The organism is Paenisporosarcina sp. P5_A11, from assembly GCF_056400705.1.
This window is the reverse complement of the sequence record NZ_JBFUKT010000012.1, coordinates 15,715-37,136: the sequence shown is the minus strand read 5'-3', so window position 1 is coordinate 37,136 and position 21,422 is coordinate 15,715. Positions and strand designations below refer to the sequence as shown.

Sequence of the window (21,422 nt, the reverse complement as noted above, 5' to 3'; positions counted from 1 at the left end):
TGTGAAATATGCTATTATTTAGGGTGTACCAAAATTAGAAGAGGTTCGTAAACTCCCTCTATAAAAAACTAAGGTGAAAACTGTCACGTAGATACAGTTTTTTTGTGCTTTTATAGCCAATTCAGTTCAAGTATCTAAGCTACACCATGCATACTACTTTTAACGTTACTGAATCACCTAAATAGAGATGTCGAATACTCATTCTTCAAAAGGAGAAATGAGCAATGAAAAAAGGAAAAGCTGTTGTCGTATTTAGTGGCGGCCAGGACAGTACAACTTGTCTATTATGGGCTTTAACAAAATACGAAGAAGTCTTTACAGTCACTTTTGACTATGGTCAACGCCATATCGAAGAAATAACATGTGCTGAAGAAATAGCGCATGAGTTAAACGTTCCATTTAAAGTATTGGATATGACTTTAATCAATCAGCTATCAGCAAATGCTTTAACGAGAAGTGATATTGCTGTAACTGACGCAACAGATGGTAACTTGCCATCTACATTTGTTCCAGGAAGAAATCATTTATTCCTATCGTTTGCTGCTGTTTATGCACAGTCCATTGGTGCCCGTGATATTATTACAGGCGTTTGTGAAACTGATTTTAGTGGATACCCAGATTGCCGCGATGTATTTGTCAAAGCACTAAATGTATCTATTAATTTAGCGATGGATACGTCCCTTCAATTCCAAACTCCATTAATGTGGTTGGACAAAGCACAGACCTGGAAACTTGCCGATGATTTAGGGGCTTTGGAATTTGTTCGTACACGCACATTAACTTGTTATGAAGGAATCCGTGGTGATGGCTGTGGCACATGTCCATCTTGTGTATTACGCCAAAAAGGATTACTCACTTATCTTGAACAAAAACAAGGAAGTGAATCGAAGTGATTCAACAATTTTATCCACAAACACCTCACTCGTACCGATTCGAATTAAATAAAGATATGCATTTGTCTGCAGCTCATTTCATTCCACATGATGATGCAGGGAATTGTCAATATATGCACGGCCACACGTATTTCATTAACATTACCATCGCTGGTGATCAGTTAGACGAAATGGGTTTTCTAATTGATTTCAAGGTGATTAAGAACCTTGTACACAAAAGATATGACCATACGGTTCTGAATGACCATCCTGAATTTAAACAAAAATTCCCTACGACCGAACAAGTAGCACACGAAATTTGGATGACCATACACAATAAATTGAAAACACTTCCTCATCAACCGAGATGCCTACAAGTAGTCGTTCGTGAAACTCCGACGAGCTATGTTGTTTATCGTCCAAAAGCTGAGGAACTCTTATGAAGATACCTGTGATGGAAATATTCGGCCCCACCATACAAGGTGAGGGTATGGTTATCGGGCAAAAGACCATGTTCGTTCGAACTGGAGGCTGTGACTATTCATGTTCATGGTGCGATTCTAAATTCACTTGGGATGGCACAGGGAAAAGCACAGCAATGAAAGCGGAAGAAATCATTGGAACATTAAAAGAAATTGGTGGAGAGGCTTTTTCTCATATCACAATTTCAGGTGGTAACCCGGCTCTCCACAAAGGGTTAGGCGAATTCATCAATCAATGTCATGAACAAGGATGGAAAGTGGCTATTGAGACTCAAGGGTCTTTTTGGCAAGATTGGCTCCTTGATATTGATGATGTCACTATTTCTCCAAAACCACCGAGCTCTTTAATGAAGACGGATTTCAGTAAGCTGGATTTATTTATGCAAAATCTTGTAGATTCCAATGTAAGCTTAAAGGTAGTAATCTTCGATGAAGAAGATTTTGGCTATGCAGAGATGATTCATACACGTTATCCTGAAGTTCCTTTTTTCTTGCAGGTTGGCAACGATGACGTGTTAACAGTCGATGATCAAGCATTGGTTTCCACACTATTAAAACGCTTTGAATGGTTAATTGACCGTTCAATGCAGTCTACGATTATGAACGATGCGAAAGTACTGCCTCAATTACATGCATTGATTTGGGGAAATAAACGCGGTGTTTAACAAGGAGGATTTAACGATGAGCGGGCGTCAAAAAGAAGAGTTACAAGGAATTAATTTACTAGGCAATCAAAACGTTCAATATGATTTTTCATATAATCCAGGTGTTTTGGAATCATTTGAGAACAAACATCCTTATCGTGACTATTTTGTAAAATTCAATTGTCCGGAGTTTACTTCTTTATGTCCGATTACGAGCCAGCCTGATTTTGCTACGATTTATATTAGCTATATTCCAGATATTCAAATGGTCGAAAGTAAATCGCTTAAATTATACTTATTTAGCTTTAGAAATCATGGGGATTTCCATGAAGATTGTATGAATATCATTCTTAACGACTTAGTTAAACTTATGGATCCTCGCTACATTGAGGTGTGGGGCAAATTCACACCACGTGGTGGAATTAGTATTGATCCTTATACGAACTACGGAAAACCAGGTACAAAATATGAAGAGATGGCTGCACATCGTCTGATGAATCATGATATGTATCCAGAAACAATTGATAATCGATAACTTAAAAATCTAACCCTCTTCATACTAAAAGACACTCGATTGAGTGTCTTTTTTAGTGGCCTAATTAAAGAGAAAAAAGAAGAGGATGAACGTTATCCTCTTCTTTTTTATAGGTCCAAATATTCTTCTAGAGTTTGTTTGTGGGTAAACATATCTGTTGCAGGTTCGACTCCAACATAGCGGAAATGCCATGACTCATGCATATAGCCAGTAACTTCTTCTTTTCCTAATGGATAACGAAGGATAAACCCATAGAGATGGGCATTTTGAGAAATCCACTCACCAGCAGGAGTTTCGCCAAATGATGCTGCGGCCCAGTGCTGTTCAAAGTTTTTCTCTCCAATATCGAAGGATAAACCTGTTTGATGCTCAGAATAGCCAGGACGTGCACTATATTGATCTGCCGCTTGCTGTCCATCTTTTTCCACATATTGATTATATAAGGTTTCTTGTCGTTCATATGAGCGAAATGTGCTAAATGCGACAAGCTCAAACCCATCCAGTTTTGCTGCTGCAGCCATTTTATTAAATGCTGTACGTGCTAGTGGATCTTCACCGTTATTATAATCAACAGGGAGTGGAAATTGTTTATTCGCTACAATAAAACCATTTTTAACGGTAGGGACTTCAGGATATTTTTGATTGGGATCATACCTGTTATTTGATGGTTTTTCTACTGGTGGCTTTGGACTTTCTTTTGGCTCTTCAGGAGGCTCAACAGGTGTTTCAGGTATTATTTGGCTCGGTTCATCTGCTTGTTGCTCTAAATTTAGTGCAGCTATACTTTTATCGAGATTCCAATTGTGTAACCCTATCCAAATCACTGGCACAATTATGAGAATACTCCCTATGATTACTGTAACCACAATTGGCCACTTCTTTTTTTTTTTCGGAGTAAAACGTAATTTACTAGTTTTCATGAGAAGCCTTCTTTCATATTTCGTACATTAAGTTTACCATTAAATTCTTTAAAAATGACATGCGTCATTATTTTTTCGCTATAATATATTAGACATTTAAAATAGATTTGAGGTTTCATTTATGATAAATTCTCAAAAATGGTTATCTATTAACTTTGCAGCTTTCTTTTTCACTTGGGGTGTCTTCCTGCCTTACTGGACGGGATGGCTAACTACTGAAAAAGATCTATCTGTATTTCATGCGAGTATAATAATGGGTTCAGGAATGGTAGCACGTGCAGTCTCGACATTCGTTTTTTTCCCAATTGCTACTAAATTACTCTCACTTCGCAGAGTGATGGTATGGGCAGCCTTTATGTCGGTAATGATCATGTCGATATATATTTTTGTAGACACATTTATTCCATTACTAATAATCACCGTCGTGTTTAGTTTAGTTTATCCGAATTTACTTCCTGCTATGGAGAGTAGTGCATCTGTCTTAATTCAGACTGAGCGTATTCATTACGGGAAAAGTCGTTCATTCGGATCAATTGGCTATACGGTGGGACTTTTGTTAATAGGCGCAGCCACTGCTGTATGGAATGAACAAGCGATTTTGTGGGTAATGTTGATAGGGCTTGCCTCTATGTGGTATCTCCATACCCGCCCCGCTCCCCCTTCTCTAACTATAAAACCTGAAATTCGTGAAGTGAAGAATAAAAAATCAGAAGTTAAGAGATTAATCTCGTCTAAACCTTTTGTTACGGTGTTAGTCCTCTCCATATTGTTACAAGGTGCTCATGCATCTTATTATAATTATGGATTCATTTATTTACAGGATCTTGGCGTCAATAGTTTTTATATCGGAGTGGTCTTAATTGTTGCTGTTCTTTTAGAAATTTTATTTTTTGCTCGAGCAGATTTTTTCTTTATCAAAACTAAAATATCGACCATGTACTTAATAGCAGCTGGAGGGTCCACATTGCGATGGATATTGATTTTCCTATTTCCAACTGTTTGGGTTTTCATTTTTTCACAGTTGCTTCATGCTGTTTCATTCGGAGTAGCCCATTACGCATTTATTCAATTTATTTCTAAGCGATTATCGCAAAATGAAATCCCAACAGCGCAAGGAATGTACGCCTCCCTAGCAATGGGTCTAAGCACAGCCATTTTAACCTTTATAGGCGGTTATTTATATGAGATCAGTCCAGGACTTGCATTTTTAGGTATGACCTTATGTACGATTCCATCATTCTTTATTGTATTGGTAACACGAAAAAAATTATCCTACTAAAGAACTATTTTTTAAAAATGCGTCATAAAATACTCATTTGCCTCGAATAGTATAGTAAGAAATCATGACAGGAGTGTAATTACTATCATGCGAAGAATCTCAAAATTTGACGTGCTCCTATTAATGCAACAATTAGATGAGCTATTAGAAAATCATAAAGAAGAAAATAAAAAAGAAAATAAACAGAAAAACGCACGTAACCRTTAAYGGTTACGTGCGTTTTATTTTATAATTCCGCATGCAATTCGATTTCCAGAATTCCCTGAAGGGTCCGTAACATAATCATCTTTTTTCTCATGAATAATCATTGTACTGCCATCTTCATCAAGCAGGGAATTCGATTTTCCTTTTTCAAGCGTCACATTTGGAGTAGTAATCTCTAAATCCACTATGCCATTTTTATTTACTTTCAAGTTCGGAAGATCCCCTGCATGATAGCCTTTCGGATTATCAAAGCCGTGTTGTTTTTTTGCAGGGTTCACATGGCTACCTGATGTTGTAAAATCTGGTGGGTCACACTTTCCTACCTCATGAAAATGAATGGCTTTTTCTCCAGGCTCTAATCCTTTTAGTTGTAACCGAACTCTGACACCGGCAGCTGTTTCTGTTAACTCCGCTGACCCAATACCAGTCCCTTTAGAATCCACCACATTCGTTACCAACGTATGGTCAATCGTCCCACTTACAGGCATCATTTCTTTTTGTTGACTGCACCCTGTTACTGTGACTGTTACTAGTAAGGCACTGCATACAATCATCCATTTTTTCATAAAAAAAACCTCCATACAAATGATTTCTCATTAGTATGATGGCTTAAAATGAATTTTTTATACATTAAAACAAAATTATTCCTAATATGATGACAAACGCAACTGCAAAGAAAATAGCCATGCCGGTCATCCATTTTGCCTCGCGCTCAAAACCTTTTTCTTTAAAACTCAGAGCTCTAAAGCCATTAGTCAAAGCAAATAATGCAGTCATAAACAAAACTGATACATATAAATTCTCTTTAATAATAAAGACCAACGCAGCGATGCTTACTGCTGATAGTAGTAGTCCAGCAAGCCAATTTCGTTTCATAGCAGTTATTCACTCCTAAAAAAAAGTCGATGCTTTCAGGCACCGACTTTAACTTATTATTCTTCTATTGCTTTCTCTGGATGGTTTGAATAAAACTTACGTCCTAAATATGTTTGGAAGATTAGCAGTAAACCACCAACTGTCCAATATAGCGGTAAGGCTGACATAGACGTAAAGGATACAAACATAATCATAATAGGTGAAATATACACAAACATTTTCATTTGTTGTTTTTGTTGCTCGGGTACAGTCCATAATGATACTTTTGCTTGTAAGAAGTAGACTGCACCTGCAATCAACGTCATTATTACATCTGGTGATCCAAGACTAAACCATAAAAACTCATGATTCTTCACATCTGTAGAATAAAGAATGGAGAAATAAAGACCCATGATGATTGGCATTTGAATGACCATTGGCAAACAACCCATGTTTAATGGATTTACATTATGTTTGCGATACAACCCCATCATTTCTTGCTGCAACTGTGTTTGCTCTGCTTTATCTTTAGTTGCTTTTATTTTCTTTTGGATTTCATCCATTTCAGGCTTCATTGCATCCATTTTGACTTTCATGCCTTGTTGGTTCTTGTAGTTACGAAGCATTAATGGCATTAAAATAAGTCTAATCAAAATCGTAATAGCAATTATCGCTAAACCGAAACTTCCGTTGAACATATCTCCAAAAAAGTTAAGTAGGTATTCGAAAGGTTTTACAAAAATACTGTAAAAGTACCCTTCTTTATTTTCTACACCAGCACAACCACTTAATAACATAGTAACCATAACAAGCATTGACAGTAATCCGATTTTCTTCTTCACTAGTTTCACCTTCATCTTTTAAGCTACTGAAAAGTATACCTTATTTACCTACCATATTTCAAATTAATAGCAAAAAGAGTCTTAACTTACGACACTTTTAAATTGAGGTTGGTAAGGTAAATCTATAGTAATCATAGTCCTTTTGATCACGGAATTGTTTTGGTGTCACTTCTGTGTACTTTTTAAATATACGAGTAAAGTAGCTCTGATTGCAGAAGTGATATTGTTGTGAGATATCCGAAATCGTTTTATTTGTATGCCTTAAATAATATTGCGACTCTTCCACACGTCTTACATTTAAATACTCTACAAGAGTAATACCTACATTTTCACGGAAGATACGGGATAAGTGGCTTGTACTAACATTAAACTGTTTCGCAATGTCTTCAACGGATAGTTCTGATTCAACTTCATCGTTAATAAATAATATTACCTTGTTGACAGTTTGATGATTAAAAGTAGGCTGTTTTCTTTCTGAAATAACTGATACAAAAAAATCAATTAAATCATCCGCGAATTGTAGGAACTGAGCGTCATTCATATGAAAATCAACCATTCCAATACATGCAGAATTAAAAGCAAATGCTTTTTTGGCAGGCACTTGATTTTCATATAACTGTCGCGCCATAATCGATGACAATACGGCAAAGTAATGTTTTACTCCCCGAATGGTTTGTTTACCTGCCCTTAAAGAAATTCGATCGATGAGAAGACGCAAAGTGTTTTTTGCTTTTTCTATCTCTAAATGGTGAATTTCATACAAAAGTTTTGATTCCAACTCAAAGAAATCTTCTACGCCATCCAACTGGGAAGCTATTTCAATTTCACTCAAATATTTTTTTGATATAGTTTCGCTTCCTGTGGGTTGATTTAACTGCATAAAACTCACCATCTTTCTTTACGATACGCATATGCGTATTTTACCATTTTCTCATTAAAAATAAATCCTATTATATGCATATAGTTACATAAACTTTAGATTTAACATTTTCCCTTGCTTTTTATGGGTATTAGTTCTTAAAAAAAAGACTAATTAATTACAATATTATTCGTTTATTGGTTGACTTTATAAAAGATACAATAATTAGTTCGTTTTACCGATTGGTACTAGTACCTCAATATGCTTTTTCAATATTTGAACTGCAATTGGAGTAGAACATCCTTCATCTCCATCTAAATTACAAGTCATTTCCTTCGATGTTTCAATTCGTACTTTTTCTGTTTTAATCACGACTATGTCAGGATTCTCTTCAATTTTGCCTCGTAAAACAGCTGATGCCATCCGAATAAAGGCAGGTAGTCCTTTACTTTTCACAATAAATACATGAAGAAATCCGTCATCAGTTTGTGCATCTGGAGCCAATTTTTCGAATCCACCTACCGAGTTTGTTAATGCCACTAATACGACAACCGCATTTCCACTCCAAGTGCCATTATCATGCTCTACAACTACTTCTGTTTCATCTTCAGAAGTTAATGCTTTAACACCTTCGATTAAATATGCTAATGGTCCAAGTTTAGTTTTTTGTTCTACAGAGACATTCGAAACACTTTCTGCTACTTGACCAACAGCTAAAACATTCATAAAGTATTGATTTTGTGCTTTTGCAATATCTGTAAACCTCGGTTGTGCTGTTTTTAGTCCTTCGATTGCCCTTGCAGGATCTAATGGGATGCCAAGGGCACGAGCAAAATCATTTACAGTACCTAAAGGGATAAAAGAGAAAAGAGGTCTGTGTTCTTGTTCCGCTAACCCATTCACTGCTTCGTTTATAGTCCCATCTCCACCCATAGCCGTAACAAGGTCGTATTTTTCCTCGCATGCTAGCCGAGCAAAGTCCGTCGCTTCTCTTCCACCTTGAGTCTCTTTGACTTCCACTTCAAATCCCATACTAGTTAAAGTTTCAATGGTCTGTTCTTTAAAGTCTCCTGCTAATTCCTTACCTGATGATGGATTTAATATCAACATGGCTTTTTTCAATTAAAATGCCTCCGATGATTGTGTGTTATATATGGTAACATTAGAAAAAAGAGATTATTTATTAAAGTGAGGTGAATAATTTGGACACAAATTCAATACAAGAAATCATGAAAGTCATTCATGAATTCTTCCCTGAACATGCTTCTATTGCTATTTCGAACACCAATGAATACGTATATTATCAAGCCAGTAAGAGAATAGATTTAAAAATACAACCAGGTGATCCAATAAAAGAAGGCACTGCCACTTATAAAGCGCTTACTTATGGTCAAAAAGTGAACGAATTTATTGACTCTGATATTTTAGGTGTTTCTTATTATGGAATGAGTATCCCCATTATTAAAGAAGGTATAACAGAAGGTGCAGTTACGGCCATTCTCCATCAACAGCCCTCTCCATTTTTAAGTCAATATATGACCATTAAAACGGATGAAAACTGGTATCCAGTAAAACATAATCAAGTTTTATTTTTAGAAACTCAACTTCGTAAGACCTATGTAAAAACCGAGACAAGAGGAGGGTATCATCGCTTAAACTTAAGTGAATTAGAATTGTTTCTCTCATCAGAATCCTTTATTCGCTGTCATCGATCGTACATAGTAAATATTGCTTTTATCAAAGAAATACAACCTGACTCGCATTCAACCTTCTTACTGGAAATGAATGATGGAACAAGGATTCCGGTCAGTCAACGTTATGCTAGTTATTTTAGACGTTCCTTAGGTTTTTAATTCAACTTCTTTAGTTTCCTGCCCTATATTAAGTTTATTAAACCATCTTCCTACTACTTTTCATCTAATAAAGAAGGCTACGATCGCTTGGAGCGTAGCCTTCTTTTTTCTAATTCTTAATCATCGAGTTTTCATCGACATCATTATTTACCGCTTTTTTCGATTTATCTTGAACTTCTTGGTTATAGTACTGAACACTGGTCATTGCGCCTTCATCTACCATAGTGTTGTCATCAATATCATGTGGATCCGAATGACCAGCTTTGGTCATTTCCATTTTATTGTTTTTTTGTGATTCTAGGTAAGAATTAACTTTAGTTTTCGTGTTATTGAAAGCTACTATTGCTTTGTCTCGATTTTCTTGTTTACTGAAATACGCATAAGCACCTGCTGCCAATCCAGCTAATAACAATGAACGATTATTTCCTTTTGCCATTTTCATCATTCCTCCAGTAATTCTTTTTTTCTCTTGTTATAGTATCGATACCCTATATATTCTTTTTCAACACCTTATTATTGTGACAAAACGGTTTCAAATTAGTGACTTCTTTTAAGCATGTCCACATGCGGAATCCCGTCTTCATCATATTCTTCAGAAATCTCTATAAAACCAAATGAACCATAAAAATGCTTGAGATGTGTTTGGGCTTGTAGTTGAATATCAGTATTTGGCCATTTTTCTCGGCTAAAATCAATTGCTTGATTCATTAATTCTTTAGCTAGTCCTCTTCCTCTTGATTTTTGGTCAACGATTACCCGACCAATAGATGTTCGTTGATATTTTATACCAGCAGGAAGGATTCGTGCGTAAGCTAGGACTTCATCATTTTCGATATACGTTAGATGGTAAGAATCTAAGTCATAGCCATCTAGCTCAGGATAAGGACAAGATTGTTCGACTATAAAAACATTTACTCGTAATTGTAAGTAAGTATAAAGTTCGATGGTTGTTAATTCATTAAAAGATTTGATAATCCACATTTTCTCACTCCTTTTTATGGAAATTATTTCACATGTATAGCAAACTTGCGAAATATTTGGTATGATGACTGAAAGAATTTTGAGGTGAGATGATTTGATACGAGCGATGAAACAAGACGATATTGCTGCGGTACAGCAAATCGCCAAAATTACTTGGAATGACACATACGAAGGAATCATTCCAGCTACTATTCAAGAATTATTTATCGAACGATCTTATTCAAGTGCCATGATGATGAAACGTTTAGAAAAAACAGCTGTTTATGTCGCTCTTCATGAAGATACTATTGTTGGCTTTGCCAATTTCACACGTGTCGATGAAGATGGCGATGCGGAACTTACGGCTATTTACATGTTGCCTTCCCATCAACATTTAGGATATGGGAAAAAGTTGTTAAGTGCAGGATTAAAAAACATTTCCTCTGCAAATCAATTACTAGTTTACGTCGAAAGTGAAAATAAAAAAGGTAGAGCTTTTTATGAACGCAATAATTTCACATGTATTGAAGAATTCGATGAATTTTTTGAAGGCCACCCTCTATCTACAGCAAAATATGTATACTTTCTAAAAACGCCTGTTAACAATTAACTTGTTAACAGGCATTTTTTTATAAAGGTTGCTGCGGTTGGTGCACTTCATTGTTGTAATATGGATCTTGTTCATCATGCACTGGTGTTTTGCGAACGAAACACAAAATAGCTGCAATATAGAATAAAATTGGAGCGAGTAATAATATTCCCGATAATAAGCCTGCAAAGATGAATAATATCCCCGCTGTTTTCGGACTCTTGTTTTTTGATACTTTAACTACAGCAATAATACTTAAAATCACACTGATTAGTAAAGTAATTACTAGAACCCATCCGACGATTCCAAATACATCTAAAAACGCACCTATGAAATCCTTAGCCATCGCGATATCTTCGGAAGTCATTGTAGGGTCAGTCATGACCATTTCTTCTTCAATCAATTGTTTTACCTCTCCTGTATCGGCATTTGATACAGCTACAACAGCAAACGTAGCGAATACTAATAAAATAACATTTAATATGGTACCAATAATTCCTAAAGCAACTTCTCCAACTCTTCTCAATACAATCACCTCTTCTATTTATCTTCCATAATATATACGAAACAAAACTAAGTAGGTTTCATAATATCACCATTCCCTTCATAAAATATGAATAAACCTGTTTAATATTTTATAGTGGGGGTACATATTTAGTAACACCAATTTGAAAGGAGTAGATGACGAGATGGAAAAGAAAATAGTATTTAGTCAATCAGATTTTATGTACACAATGGTAGGGGCTTCAGTACTAACAGGATTTTTATTCGTATTTACTCAAATGTGAGGATGAAGAATATGACGAATTACACGTAAAAGGCAATCCACTAAGATTAATTAGCGGATTGCCTTTTAATTATGCTTTAAGGTCTTCATATTCATCAGATTCATTAAATGCAGATACCACATACGAACAAACGGCTTCCATTTTATAACTGTTCTCACGAGCAAATTTTGCTGAACGATCGAGTAACTGCTTGGCTACCCCTGTACCTCGAAGTTCTGGAATAACGAATGTGTGATCCATTACCATCACATCCCCAAGCAACGTCCATGTGATTTCCCCTAAAGTTTTTCCATCTTTTTCATGCACAAATGCATACGCATCCTGACCCAATTCTTTATACTGAAATTCCATTTCTCACCACTCCTTTTTGACAGTTTAGCATACCTCACTCGTTGAATGTTAATGGACGGAGTGAAGCTTCTATTTGTTCGCGACGAGGTTCTAAAAATGGTGGTAATGCGAGAGTTTCACCCAACGTTTCCATTGACTCATCTGTAGCAAATCCAGGTTCATCCGTCGCTAGTTCATACAATATTCCATTCGGTTCGCGGAAATAAATTGATTTGAAGTAATAGCGATCGACTTTACCAGAAGTCATGAATCCCCTTGCACGCAATAATTCTTCCCATCTGTCATAGTCCTCAAACGTCTTCACACGAAATGCAACATGGTGAACACTACCTCTACCCGGTCGTTCCAGTGGTAAATCAGGTCGTTCTTCAATATGCACTTCAGAAGCGGGACCTCCATCTCCTGTAGAATATACGGTGATATCAGGCATTGCTACTACAAATGAAGGATACGATCCAACTTTTTTGAACCCCAATACTTCAGTTAAAACAAGTTGCGTTTGTTCAGCCTTCCGAACGGTTAACGTGACATGCCCTAAACCAACCACTGTAAATTCTTCTGGAACACCCGATTTTGTCCAAGGTGTACCGTATGGAACACCTTTTCCATCATCAACGACTAACATGAGTCGAGATCCTTCAAAGTCTTCAAAATACATCGTTTTTCTACCAAAACGTTCAACCACATCTTCAAAATGAACTTGATGTTCTGTAAAGCGTTCTTTCCAATAACTCAAAGCAGCTTCACTTTTCACACGAAAAGCTGTATTACTTATACTCGATGCTCCTGGGACAGTCCTGGCCGCTCTCGGAATATCGAAATACGTCATATCCGTTCCGGGCGTACCTACTGCATCCGCATAAAACAAATGATACGAAGAAGTATTATCTTGGTTTACACTTTTTTTAACGAGTCTCATACCTAATATACGAGTAAAGAAATCATAGTTTTTTTCCGCATTCGCTGTGATAGCGGATACGTGATGAATGCCTCCTAATTCCATGAAAATGCCTCCTTATTATAATATCTCGAATTCGAGATGTTTTTTCTTATAGATTATCATCTGTAATAGCATTGCGCAATTTATGTGATTTTATGAAAAAAACCTCCATGAGAGGAGGTTTTAGTTAAATAATGATCGTATTGAATCAATTAAATTGTTGAAAAAGTTTTTAACACTTTGCCAAAAACCTTCGTCATCAACGATATTTCCAATTTTATCTTCAATGGTTTTACTTAAGTCATTTAACTGATCAGACCATTTACTAAAATCAATATCCAATTGACGAATTTTGTCCATTAAATCAATTAATAATTGACGATCTTCAGGGCTTAACTCGATTTTTAAATTAGTTAATTGTTCTTGTACAATTTTTTCGACTTCTTCTTTAGTTGCTGGGTTTTGTTCTGCAATATCTTTTTTAATCTCGGTTAAGAGCTCACTTACTTTTGCTTCGTCAATGTCTGATTTATTCGCTAATATAGTTGCAACTGAAAGTTCTTCATTTGCCACATCAGTTCGTTCTTTGTCTAGCGTTTCTCCACTCACTTCATATGCTTTGTAAATTCCGACTAAAGCTGAATGACCTGTTACTTTTTTTGGAGCTGCGACTTCTACTGTAGCGTCTTCAATTCCAGCTGTTAACATAGCATTTTCGTACATTTCAGCTGTTACTTGTGTAATATTATCTTCAGTAACTATATCGATTACTAAGCCTTTTCCAGCATCTTGACGTGTAATCTTCGCAGATGAAAACATCCGAGCAGAAGCATCACCATCTTTAATATAGTTTACTAAATCTTCTCCTGTCACAGAGATTTCTTCAACTTCCGATTCGTTGGTTACTTCAAGACTATCTTTAACACTTGCTTTTTCTGATTCTGTTAAATCAGCTCCGTATACAACAATAGGCATACCAAATTTTTCATTAATTCCTTCATCTGAAGACGAAGATCCAGTGCTAGCTAAAGCACCTGAAGGCAAGATCAATGAAGCTGCCAGTAAGAACGAAACGAAACGAACACTATTCTTTTTCATATCTTGTTCTCCTCTCAAAATAACTTTTTCCGATTAAAGCGGGTGTCACTAATTTTTTTTAGCGGTTGTTCCTCTTATTAGTACGAAAAAAAGGTACAAAAAGTTTCGGTGAGCATTAATCTCGCCTTTCTCTTTGTACCTCTTAACCACATTTTCTGCATTTTAAATGTTGGATTTAACTATCGTCCAACCATCTTTTTGCTCAATTTTTTTCTCTTTCATTAACTTGCCTAATGCCCGTTTGAATGAGGCTTTACTTAAGTTAAACATGTCATAAATTTCATCAGGTGATGATTTATCTGTAAACGGCATTTTACCACCCATATCTTGTAAGTAACGATATAAAGTTTCGGCGTCATCCATTAATCTTTCTTCTTTACGTGGCAGCATCGAACCATTCAATGAGCCGTCCTCTTTAACCCCAATGACACGAATATCAACTTCTTCACCCATACGCGGTTCAGCCATTTGTTCTGTATGGTGGACAAATATCCGGTATCCTTGAGGGACACTAATTAAGAATGAACCGATTGGCAATAGGCGGTATGCACGTGCCTTCAAGTTTTCATTCATTACAGAAGTCGGTGCTTCCACGAATGTTTCAGCAACACGGTCTTCTGTTGCCAGGCGACCGAATAAATCTCCATGAAAATCGGTTCTTAATGTCATGTATAAATGGTCTCCGATTTTCGGCCATAGCTCTTTTAATAATGGCAAGTCAGATGGTTTCACAATTACTTCACGTGAACTGCCGATATCGACAACCGCACCTTCACGCTCATCCATTTTAATCACTCTCGCCCAACCGTAAGTACCTTTTGTTACATGTGGCAATGCGGAAGTTGCGCTTAAATTTCCGCGACGATCTTTAAATAAAAACACTTTGATTGTATCGCCTTCTTGTACTCCTTCAGGTGCTTCAGATCCGTTAATTGGTACTTCAATTTCACCATTGGATAATATCCATTTAGAAGATTCTTGTGACTTTACTTGCAAGTCTACAATTTCTCCAGATGCCATTTCGCTCATAGTGGACACTCCTTTCACTTTTACCTATTCTGATTGTTGCTGTTCTTTAAGTTCTTCTAATTTCCGAAGAAACTCAGGATTCTCTTCCAACGCTTGATTTAAGTCAGCAATCCGGTCAATTGAATTCCAGCTCAAGTGGTGTTCGATTCCTTCTACATCTTCATATATTTTGTCTTCCTGTACGCCAATTAAACGTAAAAACTGTTCCAACAAATCATGTCGTTGAACTAAACGTTTACCTAATTTCAAACCTTTTGGAGTTAACATAAGGCCGCGGTAGCGTTCATAGATCAAGTAGCCATCTTTGTCGAGTTTTTGAACCATTTTTGTTACAGAAGAAGGAAGAACTGAAAGAGATTCAGCAATATCCGAAACACGCGCATATCCTTTTTGCTCAATCAGCATATAGATTTGTTCGATATGATCTTCCATACTAGGTGTCGGCATTACTCTGTTCCTCTCTTTCCATAGCTTATATAAGTGTACTATAGTCGCTATCCGTTCTCAATTAATAACGAAAAGCTGAAAGTGCCAATCTACCTCGACACCATTAAATAAGGAGCCTGACCTAAGCAGCTTATGTAATTCTATCTCTTATAGCACGATAAATTTTATTTATTTCATAATATTATGTTCAGACGGTTTATGACTAAAATATCAAGGGTAACTTATTACTATCAAAGCCTAATTGCAGAGAGGATGAGCTTGAATGGGTAGAATGCTATGGATGATTATCGTAGTATTAATAATTATTTGGGTACTAGGACTTGTACTTAAAATTGGCGGCGGTCTAATTCACTTACTTTTATTGATTGCAGGTATTATTTTAGTTATACAATTAGTCACAGGAAAACGAAAACTTTAACAAAAGGGATGTCCATATAATACGGACATCCCTTTTTTATTTTATTTTCGCATAAATACAGGTATCCCGAACATATTTCCCATCTGCAGAAAGTGAATCTTGTTTTAGAATGCCTTCTAATGTGAATTTTAATCTTTCTGCAACAGCTCGACTTCTGACATTATCAATATCGCAACGAATCTCTACTCTTCTTGCACCAAGATCTTCGAATGCAAACTCCGTTAAACGCTCTGCGGCTTCTGTCATATAGCCCTTACCTTCAAAGCGGCTGTCTAACCAATACCCAATTTCCACTTTTGGAATATCCCAATTTATTCGATGAAAACCACTTGCCCCAATAAACTCACCTGTTTCTTTCAAGAACAAATGAAGTCGTAAATCTTTTCTTGTCACGAAATCAGCCACAGCTTGTCGTATATTTCCTGTTGTGTCTTCGATTTTTTGTATGTTTTGGGCCCATGGCATCCAAGGTTGAAGGGCTTTATGGGAAACTTGGACACTTTTCCAAACGAGTGGTGCATCTTCCACTTTTGGCGCCCGAATAATTAATCTGTCCGATTCAAATGAATCAGGGAACGTCCGCATCGCGGTATGAACTTTTGCCTTCGTCGGTTCTGTCACCTGCTGATCATCCCATAAGACAGGCGTTGTTGTGCCTTCATTAAAATCTTCCCTCGTAATGCCGTAGGTGATGGCATCGTAATAAGAATTCTCTTTCGGGGAAAACCAAGCTTTACGCAAATGTCCTTCTTTTACAAATCCCGCACGTTCAAAAGTTTTACGCATCGCAAAGTTATCTTGACGTGTGTGACCTTCAACACGAATTTTCATTTCAGGTAGATTAAATACATACTCCGCCACTTTTTTCAGGGCAGCTGGACCATATCCATGACCTCGATAACTTTCTGCTATGCGTAAATCAAATACAGGAATTTCATCTTGCAAATCAAACACTTTAACGATTCCTACTTTTTGATAATCATCATTTTCGACCCAAAAAGTTTTGACTTCGTCTGACTCGTAGCCGCCCTCTTCAATAGTCTTTTCGATAATTTCTCTCGCTGGATTCGAATTCCCATGAAAAGGCCATGCATTCGTAGTCATAAAATGTATCAGTTGTTCTTGCTCTTCCATTGTCCATTCTGTTAATCGCATGCTTCTCCCCCGAACTGCGTTACTTTTGAATGCGCATTAACCTCATTGAATTTAAAACAACGAGTAACGTTGCACCCATATCTGCAAATATCGCAATCCAAAGAGTTAACCATCCTGGAATGATTAGCAGTAACGCCACTATTTTTAAACCTAATGCAAACATAATATTTTCTTTAATAATACGCAATGCTTTTCTACTCAATTGAATGGTATATGGAAGTTTTTCTAAGTCGTCAGCCATTAAAGCAACATCTGCCGTTTCAAGGGCTGCATCAGTTCCCGCTCCCCCCATTGCGATACCAACCGTCGCCGCAGCAAGAGCTGGAGCATCATTCATTCCGTCCCCTACCATTGCCACACGTCCGAACTCACTACGTAATTTTTTCACAGCGTGTAGTTTTTCATCGGGCATTAATCCTGCTCTGACATCAGTTAAATTTAACATTTGTGCAATTGCTGCTGCTGTAATCGGATGATCTCCTGTTAGCATCACCATATGTTTTATCCCAAGTTCTCGTAATTTCTTAATAATCACCGGACTTGTTTCTCTTATTGCATCTGCAACAGCTAAATGTCCTGCATATTGATGATTAAAAAGAACAACCATAACCGATTTCCCTTGTTGTTGGAGCATTTCTACGTTTTCCTTTACATCGTCTGAAATGGTCGTTATTTCTTCTGCCCATTTCAAACTACCTATCGCTACTTCTATTCCATCAACTGAGGCATTCACACCTTTGCCTGTAACCGAGTTGAAATTTTCAATCGGTGATTGGACAATATTTTGAACCGATGCATACGCCACAATCGCTCGTGCTAATGGATGTCCTGAATACGATTCGACTGATGCTACTTTTTGAATCACTTCGTTTTCTGTAAAAGTAGCTCCTGCTGATATGTCAGTTACTTCTGGAAAACCTTTAGTTAACGTTCCAGTTTTATCAAAAGCAATGGACTGCAAGCGGCCCATTTCTTCTAAATGAATGCCCCCTTTGATAAGAACCCCTTGCTTCGCTGCATTGCCAATTGCGGTAACGATAGCAACCGGCGTTGAAACGACAAGGGCACAAGGACAACCTACGACTAACACCGCAAGCCCTTGATAAATCCAAGCTTGCCAATCACCAATAAATAGAGGAGGAATTACAGCTACAAGTAAAGCAATAATTATGATGCTCGGTGTGTAATACTTGGCAAATTGATCAACAAATTTTTGAGATGGCGCTTTTTCCGCCTGTGCTTCTTCGACTAAATGAATGATTTTTGCAATCGTGGTATCTTCTACTCGTTTCGTTACACGAACTTCAAGGGCACCTTCTTCATTTAATGTACCAGCAAACACTTCGTCTCCTTGCATTTTGACAACAGGCATTGATTCTCCTGTAATCGGAGCTTGATTGACTGAAGAATAACCAGTCAATACCTCGCCGTCCATTGCTATTTTTTGACCCGGTTTTACAAGAAGTGTATCGCCAATAACGATATCTTCCGTGGCTAGTTCCATTATTTCATCATTTCTACGAATAAAAGCACTTGCAGGAGCAATATCCATTAGCTGTCGAATGGATTGACGTGCTTTAGTCATCGAATATGCCTCTAGTGCTTCACTGACTGCGAATAAGAAGACAACCACGGCCCCTTCACGCCATTCTCCAATAATTGCAGCACCAATAATCGCAATGGTCATTAGTGTCTTCATATCGAAGTAAAAACGGGATAAATTTTTCAAACCACTCCAAAACATTTCATAGCCGCCAATACCTATGGATAAAGCAAAAAAGAATATCGCGTATGGATCTGCCTCAGACGTTTGAAAAGAAATAATTGTCCCTACTACTAAAAGAATAAATGACAGGAATGTTATGATATTTTCTTTTCTTTTATAAAAAGGCTTATTTTCAATGATTCGATTCGAAGTCAATGGCACGACTTTAATGCCATCAAATGCTCCTGCTTTTTCTAACTCTTCGACAGTAATTGGGCCAACTACACGTAATTTTGATGCCCCAAAATTAACATTTACTTCGCTAATCTCAGGTAGGGCTTGAATGTTTTTCTCGAATTTCATAGCGCAATTCGCACATGTTAAGTTTTCTAATCGGAATTCTTGTTGATTAGATTCTTTCATGTTTTTCGCCTTCTTTCGCATGTTCATAGGCAATTTTCACAAGTTGACCAACATGATCATCTGCTAGTCGATAATAAACAAGCTTGCCTCTTTTTTGTGACTTGGCCAAATCGATATCTTTTAAATAACGTAAATGATGTGAAGCTGTTGCTGTGGACGATTGAATAATCGCTGCCACATCACATACACATAATTCACTTTGGAGCGTTAATGCATATGAAATTTTCAATCTTGTTTCATCTGCTAGCGCTTTGAATATAACGGCCATGCCTTTTAATTCAGGTAAGTTTTGTTTTACATATTTCACATCTTCTTCATGCACACATGCTACTTCGCATGTTTCAGTATTCATTGTATCAACCCCTCATTCAAACGTTCATTTGATTATTAATTAAAGTATATGCTCGAGTACTTTGAAAAGCAAGGACAGTCACATCATGATTTTCCGATTTATATAGCCGAGACGGTTGAGAAATCAGGTCCAGGTTGACGAAGTGACTCTCCATGTTGTACAAAATGACTTTTTCACTATCTTGTGTCTGCTTCGGCTAATCAATAATTATTATGAATGTGTGTAAATAAAGGATTTAACTTCCACTCTAGAGAATATATATTTAAGTACATAAGCTGTTTACTTGCATTGAATTGTAACGAATCGCAGGGAAGAATCACTCACTATGGGGGGATTGTGTTGTATAAAAAAATTCTAGTTGCTGTAGATGGCTCTTCGCACTCAAAGAGAGCAGCAACTCACGCTGTTTTCTTAGCTAGTTCCACTGAAGGTGCACACGTCACGTTACTCTATGTTTTGGATTACGATAAAACACGAACTGAAGTCATTCATAGTATAAGTAGTGAAGAGCTACACATTGATCGCAAAAACAAAATTTTACCCATTAAAGAATTATTCACATCTCAAGGAATTTCGACTGAAATCAAATTACTTCATGGTGAAGCAGGACCAGTTATAGTCGAACATGCCAACAAAGAAAATTATGATATTGTGGTCATTGGCAGTCGTGGTCTGAACACACTGCAAGAAATGGTACTTGGCAGTGTTAGCCATAAAGTAGCAAAACGAGTTCATTCACCGGTCTTATTAATTAAATAATAAACTCAGACTGGTCCATTCATTGGTCAGTCTGAGTTTTGCATTTGGAGATGATTAACTTGAAAAAAGGCGCGTTAAATTTAATTACTGATGTACCTGGTGTGAAAATTGGACACGTCACCTTGCATCAAAACATCAATGATAAGGATTCAATTTGCACAGGTGTTACAGCAATCTTGCCTCATAGTAAAAATTCTTTTTCACAAAAAGTTCCCGCTGCAAGTTTTGTATTAAATGGCTTTGGGAAAACGGTTGGTCTCATTCAACTCGAAGAATTAGGACTGATGGAATCACCTATTATGCTTACGAACACATTTAGTGTCGGAGCTGTTTTAGAAGGAACTCTGTCCTATATGTTGGAACAAAATCCCGCTATCGGTGACTCAACGAGCTCACTCAATCTTGTTGTCGGGGAATGCAACGATAGCTATTTAAATTCAATGCGTCTTTTAGCTGTTCGTCCACACCATGCAGTAGAAGCTTTAGTAGCTGCTAAGTCTGGGTGGTTTGAGCAAGGAGCTATCGGTGCGGGTAAGGGCATGATTTGTTACGGAGTAAAAGGAGGTATAGGCAGTTCTTCACGAATGGCTCAACATAAAGAACTTAATTTCCATGTTGGCGTACTTACACTTACGAACTTTGGTCGTGCACATGAATGCCGTATATCTAATTGGGACAAAGATGAAATAGACAAGCCAGATGGTTCCGTCATTATCGTTGTCGCTACAGACGCTCCTGTTGATGCACGGCAATTGAAACGACTTGCTAAACGGGCTGCGATTGGCCTTGGTAGAACTGGTACACATATACATAATGGAAGTGGCGATATTGTCATCGCGTTTTCTAATGCTAATACGGTTGCTCATGAGTCAGACATTCCGTATGATTCAAATACACTCTTACGTGATGATCACCCACTAATGAATGAATTGTTCCAAGCTGTTATTGAAGCAACTGAAGAAGCCGTATATCAATCCATACGTCACGCAGAAACCACACACGGTCGTTTAGGAAGAGTTGTAGAAAAAGGAATATTCTAAAAAAACTGCCACTCCGTCACAAT

The 21,422-nt window shown here is 37.1% G+C and carries 27 protein-coding genes and 1 riboswitch; of the genes, 10 read left to right on the top strand and 17 right to left on the bottom strand.

The features are described from left to right. Positions 1-34: 34 nt before the first annotated feature. Positions 35-78, top strand: a riboswitch (PreQ1 riboswitch). A gap of 146 nt (positions 79-224) precedes the next feature. Genes queC through queF form a run of 4 tightly spaced genes read left to right on the top strand, consistent with a single transcriptional unit; the run spans position 225 to position 2,533 of the window. Next, positions 225-893, top strand: coding sequence for a 7-cyano-7-deazaguanine synthase QueC (gene queC / locus AC1DOS_RS04425; RefSeq protein WP_108585506.1), 669 nt, complete (start codon positions 225-227; stop codon positions 891-893). Then, positions 890-1,315, top strand: coding sequence for a 6-carboxytetrahydropterin synthase QueD (queD, locus tag AC1DOS_RS04420; RefSeq protein ID WP_108585507.1), 426 nt, complete (start codon positions 890-892; stop codon positions 1,313-1,315). The genes queC and queD overlap by 4 nt, the downstream gene beginning before the upstream one ends. After that, the gene (queE, locus tag AC1DOS_RS04415; RefSeq protein ID WP_477536529.1) at positions 1,312-2,019 is read left to right on the top strand and encodes a 7-carboxy-7-deazaguanine synthase QueE; all 708 of its coding nucleotides are present in this window, start codon (positions 1,312-1,314) and stop codon (positions 2,017-2,019) included. The genes queD and queE overlap by 4 nt, the downstream gene beginning before the upstream one ends. Positions 2,020-2,035: 16 nt before the next feature. Continuing rightward, positions 2,036-2,533, top strand: coding sequence for a preQ(1) synthase (queF, locus tag AC1DOS_RS04410; RefSeq protein WP_108585509.1), 498 nt, complete (start codon positions 2,036-2,038; stop codon positions 2,531-2,533). A gap of 107 nt (positions 2,534-2,640) precedes the next feature. Here queF and AC1DOS_RS04405 read toward each other — a convergent pair whose 3' ends face one another. Next, a complete protein-coding gene (locus AC1DOS_RS04405; protein WP_477536528.1) occupies positions 2,641-3,453 on the bottom strand; it encodes a M15 family metallopeptidase in 813 nt (270 codons plus the stop codon). Positions 3,454-3,574: 121 nt separating this feature from the next. On the opposite strand from AC1DOS_RS04405, the gene AC1DOS_RS04400 reads away from it, so the two are divergent. Beyond that, positions 3,575-4,732: an MFS transporter gene (locus AC1DOS_RS04400; protein ID WP_477536527.1), complete on the top strand. Its 1,158-nt coding sequence runs from the start codon at positions 3,575-3,577 to the stop codon at positions 4,730-4,732. 221 nt (positions 4,733-4,953) lie between these two features. Here AC1DOS_RS04400 and AC1DOS_RS04395 read toward each other — a convergent pair whose 3' ends face one another. From AC1DOS_RS04395 to AC1DOS_RS04375, 5 genes are all read right to left on the bottom strand, one after another. After that, positions 4,954-5,502 (bottom strand): superoxide dismutase family protein, encoded by a 549-nt coding sequence (locus AC1DOS_RS04395; protein ID WP_477536526.1) that lies wholly within the window; start codon positions 5,500-5,502, stop codon positions 4,954-4,956. Positions 5,503-5,566: 64 nt separating this feature from the next. Next, positions 5,567-5,812, bottom strand: coding sequence for a hypothetical protein (locus AC1DOS_RS04390; protein WP_108585513.1), 246 nt, complete (start codon positions 5,810-5,812; stop codon positions 5,567-5,569). Between the two features lie 56 nt (positions 5,813-5,868). Continuing rightward, a complete protein-coding gene (gene yidC / locus AC1DOS_RS04385; protein ID WP_108585514.1) occupies positions 5,869-6,633 on the bottom strand; it encodes a membrane protein insertase YidC in 765 nt (254 codons plus the stop codon). A gap of 97 nt (positions 6,634-6,730) precedes the next feature. Continuing rightward, complete coding sequence (locus AC1DOS_RS04380) at positions 6,731-7,513, bottom strand: AraC family transcriptional regulator (protein ID WP_108585515.1); 783 nt, start codon at positions 7,511-7,513, stop codon at positions 6,731-6,733. A 204-nt stretch (positions 7,514-7,717) separates the two neighbouring features. Then, on the bottom strand, positions 7,718-8,614 hold the full coding sequence (locus AC1DOS_RS04375) for a diacylglycerol/lipid kinase family protein (RefSeq protein WP_477536525.1): 897 nt from the start codon (positions 8,612-8,614) through the stop codon (positions 7,718-7,720). Between the two features lie 80 nt (positions 8,615-8,694). Here AC1DOS_RS04375 and AC1DOS_RS04370 point away from each other — a divergent pair, with 80 nt between their 5' ends. After that, complete coding sequence (locus AC1DOS_RS04370) at positions 8,695-9,345, top strand: LytTR family DNA-binding domain-containing protein (protein WP_477536524.1); 651 nt, start codon at positions 8,695-8,697, stop codon at positions 9,343-9,345. A gap of 109 nt (positions 9,346-9,454) precedes the next feature. Here the strand turns inward: AC1DOS_RS04370 and AC1DOS_RS04365 are convergent, their stop codons facing one another. Together AC1DOS_RS04365 and AC1DOS_RS04360 are read right to left on the bottom strand one after the other, a co-directional pair. Next, positions 9,455-9,781: a hypothetical protein gene (locus tag AC1DOS_RS04365; protein WP_108585518.1), complete on the bottom strand. Its 327-nt coding sequence runs from the start codon at positions 9,779-9,781 to the stop codon at positions 9,455-9,457. Between the two features lie 101 nt (positions 9,782-9,882). Beyond that, the gene (locus tag AC1DOS_RS04360) at positions 9,883-10,326 is read right to left on the bottom strand and encodes a GNAT family N-acetyltransferase (RefSeq protein ID WP_477536523.1); all 444 of its coding nucleotides are present in this window, start codon (positions 10,324-10,326) and stop codon (positions 9,883-9,885) included. A gap of 94 nt (positions 10,327-10,420) precedes the next feature. Between AC1DOS_RS04360 and AC1DOS_RS04355 the strand changes: the two genes are divergently transcribed. Continuing rightward, positions 10,421-10,915, top strand: coding sequence for a GNAT family N-acetyltransferase (locus AC1DOS_RS04355; protein WP_477536522.1), 495 nt, complete (start codon positions 10,421-10,423; stop codon positions 10,913-10,915). Between the two features lie 19 nt (positions 10,916-10,934). Here the strand turns inward: AC1DOS_RS04355 and AC1DOS_RS04350 are convergent, their stop codons facing one another. The 6 genes from AC1DOS_RS04350 to mntR all read right to left on the bottom strand — a co-directional run bounded on the left by AC1DOS_RS04350 (position 10,935) and on the right by mntR (position 15,547). Then, positions 10,935-11,429, bottom strand: coding sequence for a DUF4064 domain-containing protein (locus tag AC1DOS_RS04350; RefSeq protein WP_477536521.1), 495 nt, complete (start codon positions 11,427-11,429; stop codon positions 10,935-10,937). A gap of 322 nt (positions 11,430-11,751) precedes the next feature. Next, positions 11,752-12,033 (bottom strand): GNAT family N-acetyltransferase, encoded by a 282-nt coding sequence (locus AC1DOS_RS04345; RefSeq protein ID WP_108585522.1) that lies wholly within the window; start codon positions 12,031-12,033, stop codon positions 11,752-11,754. Positions 12,034-12,067: 34 nt separating this feature from the next. Beyond that, complete coding sequence (locus AC1DOS_RS04340) at positions 12,068-13,036, bottom strand: ring-cleaving dioxygenase (protein ID WP_477536520.1); 969 nt, start codon at positions 13,034-13,036, stop codon at positions 12,068-12,070. Between the two features lie 120 nt (positions 13,037-13,156). After that, the gene (locus AC1DOS_RS04335) at positions 13,157-14,071 is read right to left on the bottom strand and encodes a DUF1002 domain-containing protein (protein ID WP_108585524.1); all 915 of its coding nucleotides are present in this window, start codon (positions 14,069-14,071) and stop codon (positions 13,157-13,159) included. 162 nt (positions 14,072-14,233) lie between these two features. Beyond that, positions 14,234-15,100, bottom strand: coding sequence for a CvfB family protein (locus AC1DOS_RS04330; protein WP_477536519.1), 867 nt, complete (start codon positions 15,098-15,100; stop codon positions 14,234-14,236). Positions 15,101-15,124: 24 nt separating this feature from the next. Next, positions 15,125-15,547 (bottom strand): transcriptional regulator MntR, encoded by a 423-nt coding sequence (gene mntR, locus AC1DOS_RS04325; protein ID WP_024536757.1) that lies wholly within the window; start codon positions 15,545-15,547, stop codon positions 15,125-15,127. Between the two features lie 262 nt (positions 15,548-15,809). Here mntR and AC1DOS_RS04320 point away from each other — a divergent pair, with 262 nt between their 5' ends. Beyond that, the gene (locus tag AC1DOS_RS04320) at positions 15,810-15,965 is read left to right on the top strand and encodes a lmo0937 family membrane protein (RefSeq protein WP_108585526.1); all 156 of its coding nucleotides are present in this window, start codon (positions 15,810-15,812) and stop codon (positions 15,963-15,965) included. A gap of 36 nt (positions 15,966-16,001) precedes the next feature. Here the strand turns inward: AC1DOS_RS04320 and AC1DOS_RS04315 are convergent, their stop codons facing one another. Genes AC1DOS_RS04315 through AC1DOS_RS04305 form a run of 3 tightly spaced genes read right to left on the bottom strand, consistent with a single transcriptional unit; the run spans position 16,002 to position 19,600 of the window. Then, positions 16,002-17,120 (bottom strand): GNAT family N-acetyltransferase, encoded by a 1,119-nt coding sequence (locus AC1DOS_RS04315; RefSeq protein WP_108585527.1) that lies wholly within the window; start codon positions 17,118-17,120, stop codon positions 16,002-16,004. Positions 17,121-17,139: 19 nt separating this feature from the next. Beyond that, positions 17,140-19,248 (bottom strand): heavy metal translocating P-type ATPase, encoded by a 2,109-nt coding sequence (locus AC1DOS_RS04310; protein WP_477536518.1) that lies wholly within the window; start codon positions 19,246-19,248, stop codon positions 17,140-17,142. Continuing rightward, entirely contained in the window at positions 19,235-19,600 is a 366-nt protein-coding gene (locus AC1DOS_RS04305) for an ArsR/SmtB family transcription factor (protein ID WP_477536517.1), read from the bottom strand. The genes AC1DOS_RS04310 and AC1DOS_RS04305 overlap by 14 nt, the downstream gene beginning before the upstream one ends. Positions 19,601-19,939: 339 nt before the next feature. Between AC1DOS_RS04305 and AC1DOS_RS04300 the strand changes: the two genes are divergently transcribed. Both AC1DOS_RS04300 and AC1DOS_RS04295 read left to right on the top strand, forming a co-directional pair. Beyond that, positions 19,940-20,359: a universal stress protein gene (locus AC1DOS_RS04300; protein ID WP_108585530.1), complete on the top strand. Its 420-nt coding sequence runs from the start codon at positions 19,940-19,942 to the stop codon at positions 20,357-20,359. Between the two features lie 59 nt (positions 20,360-20,418). Beyond that, the gene (locus AC1DOS_RS04295) at positions 20,419-21,399 is read left to right on the top strand and encodes a DmpA family aminopeptidase (protein ID WP_477536516.1); all 981 of its coding nucleotides are present in this window, start codon (positions 20,419-20,421) and stop codon (positions 21,397-21,399) included. Positions 21,400-21,422: the final 23 nt, after the last annotated feature.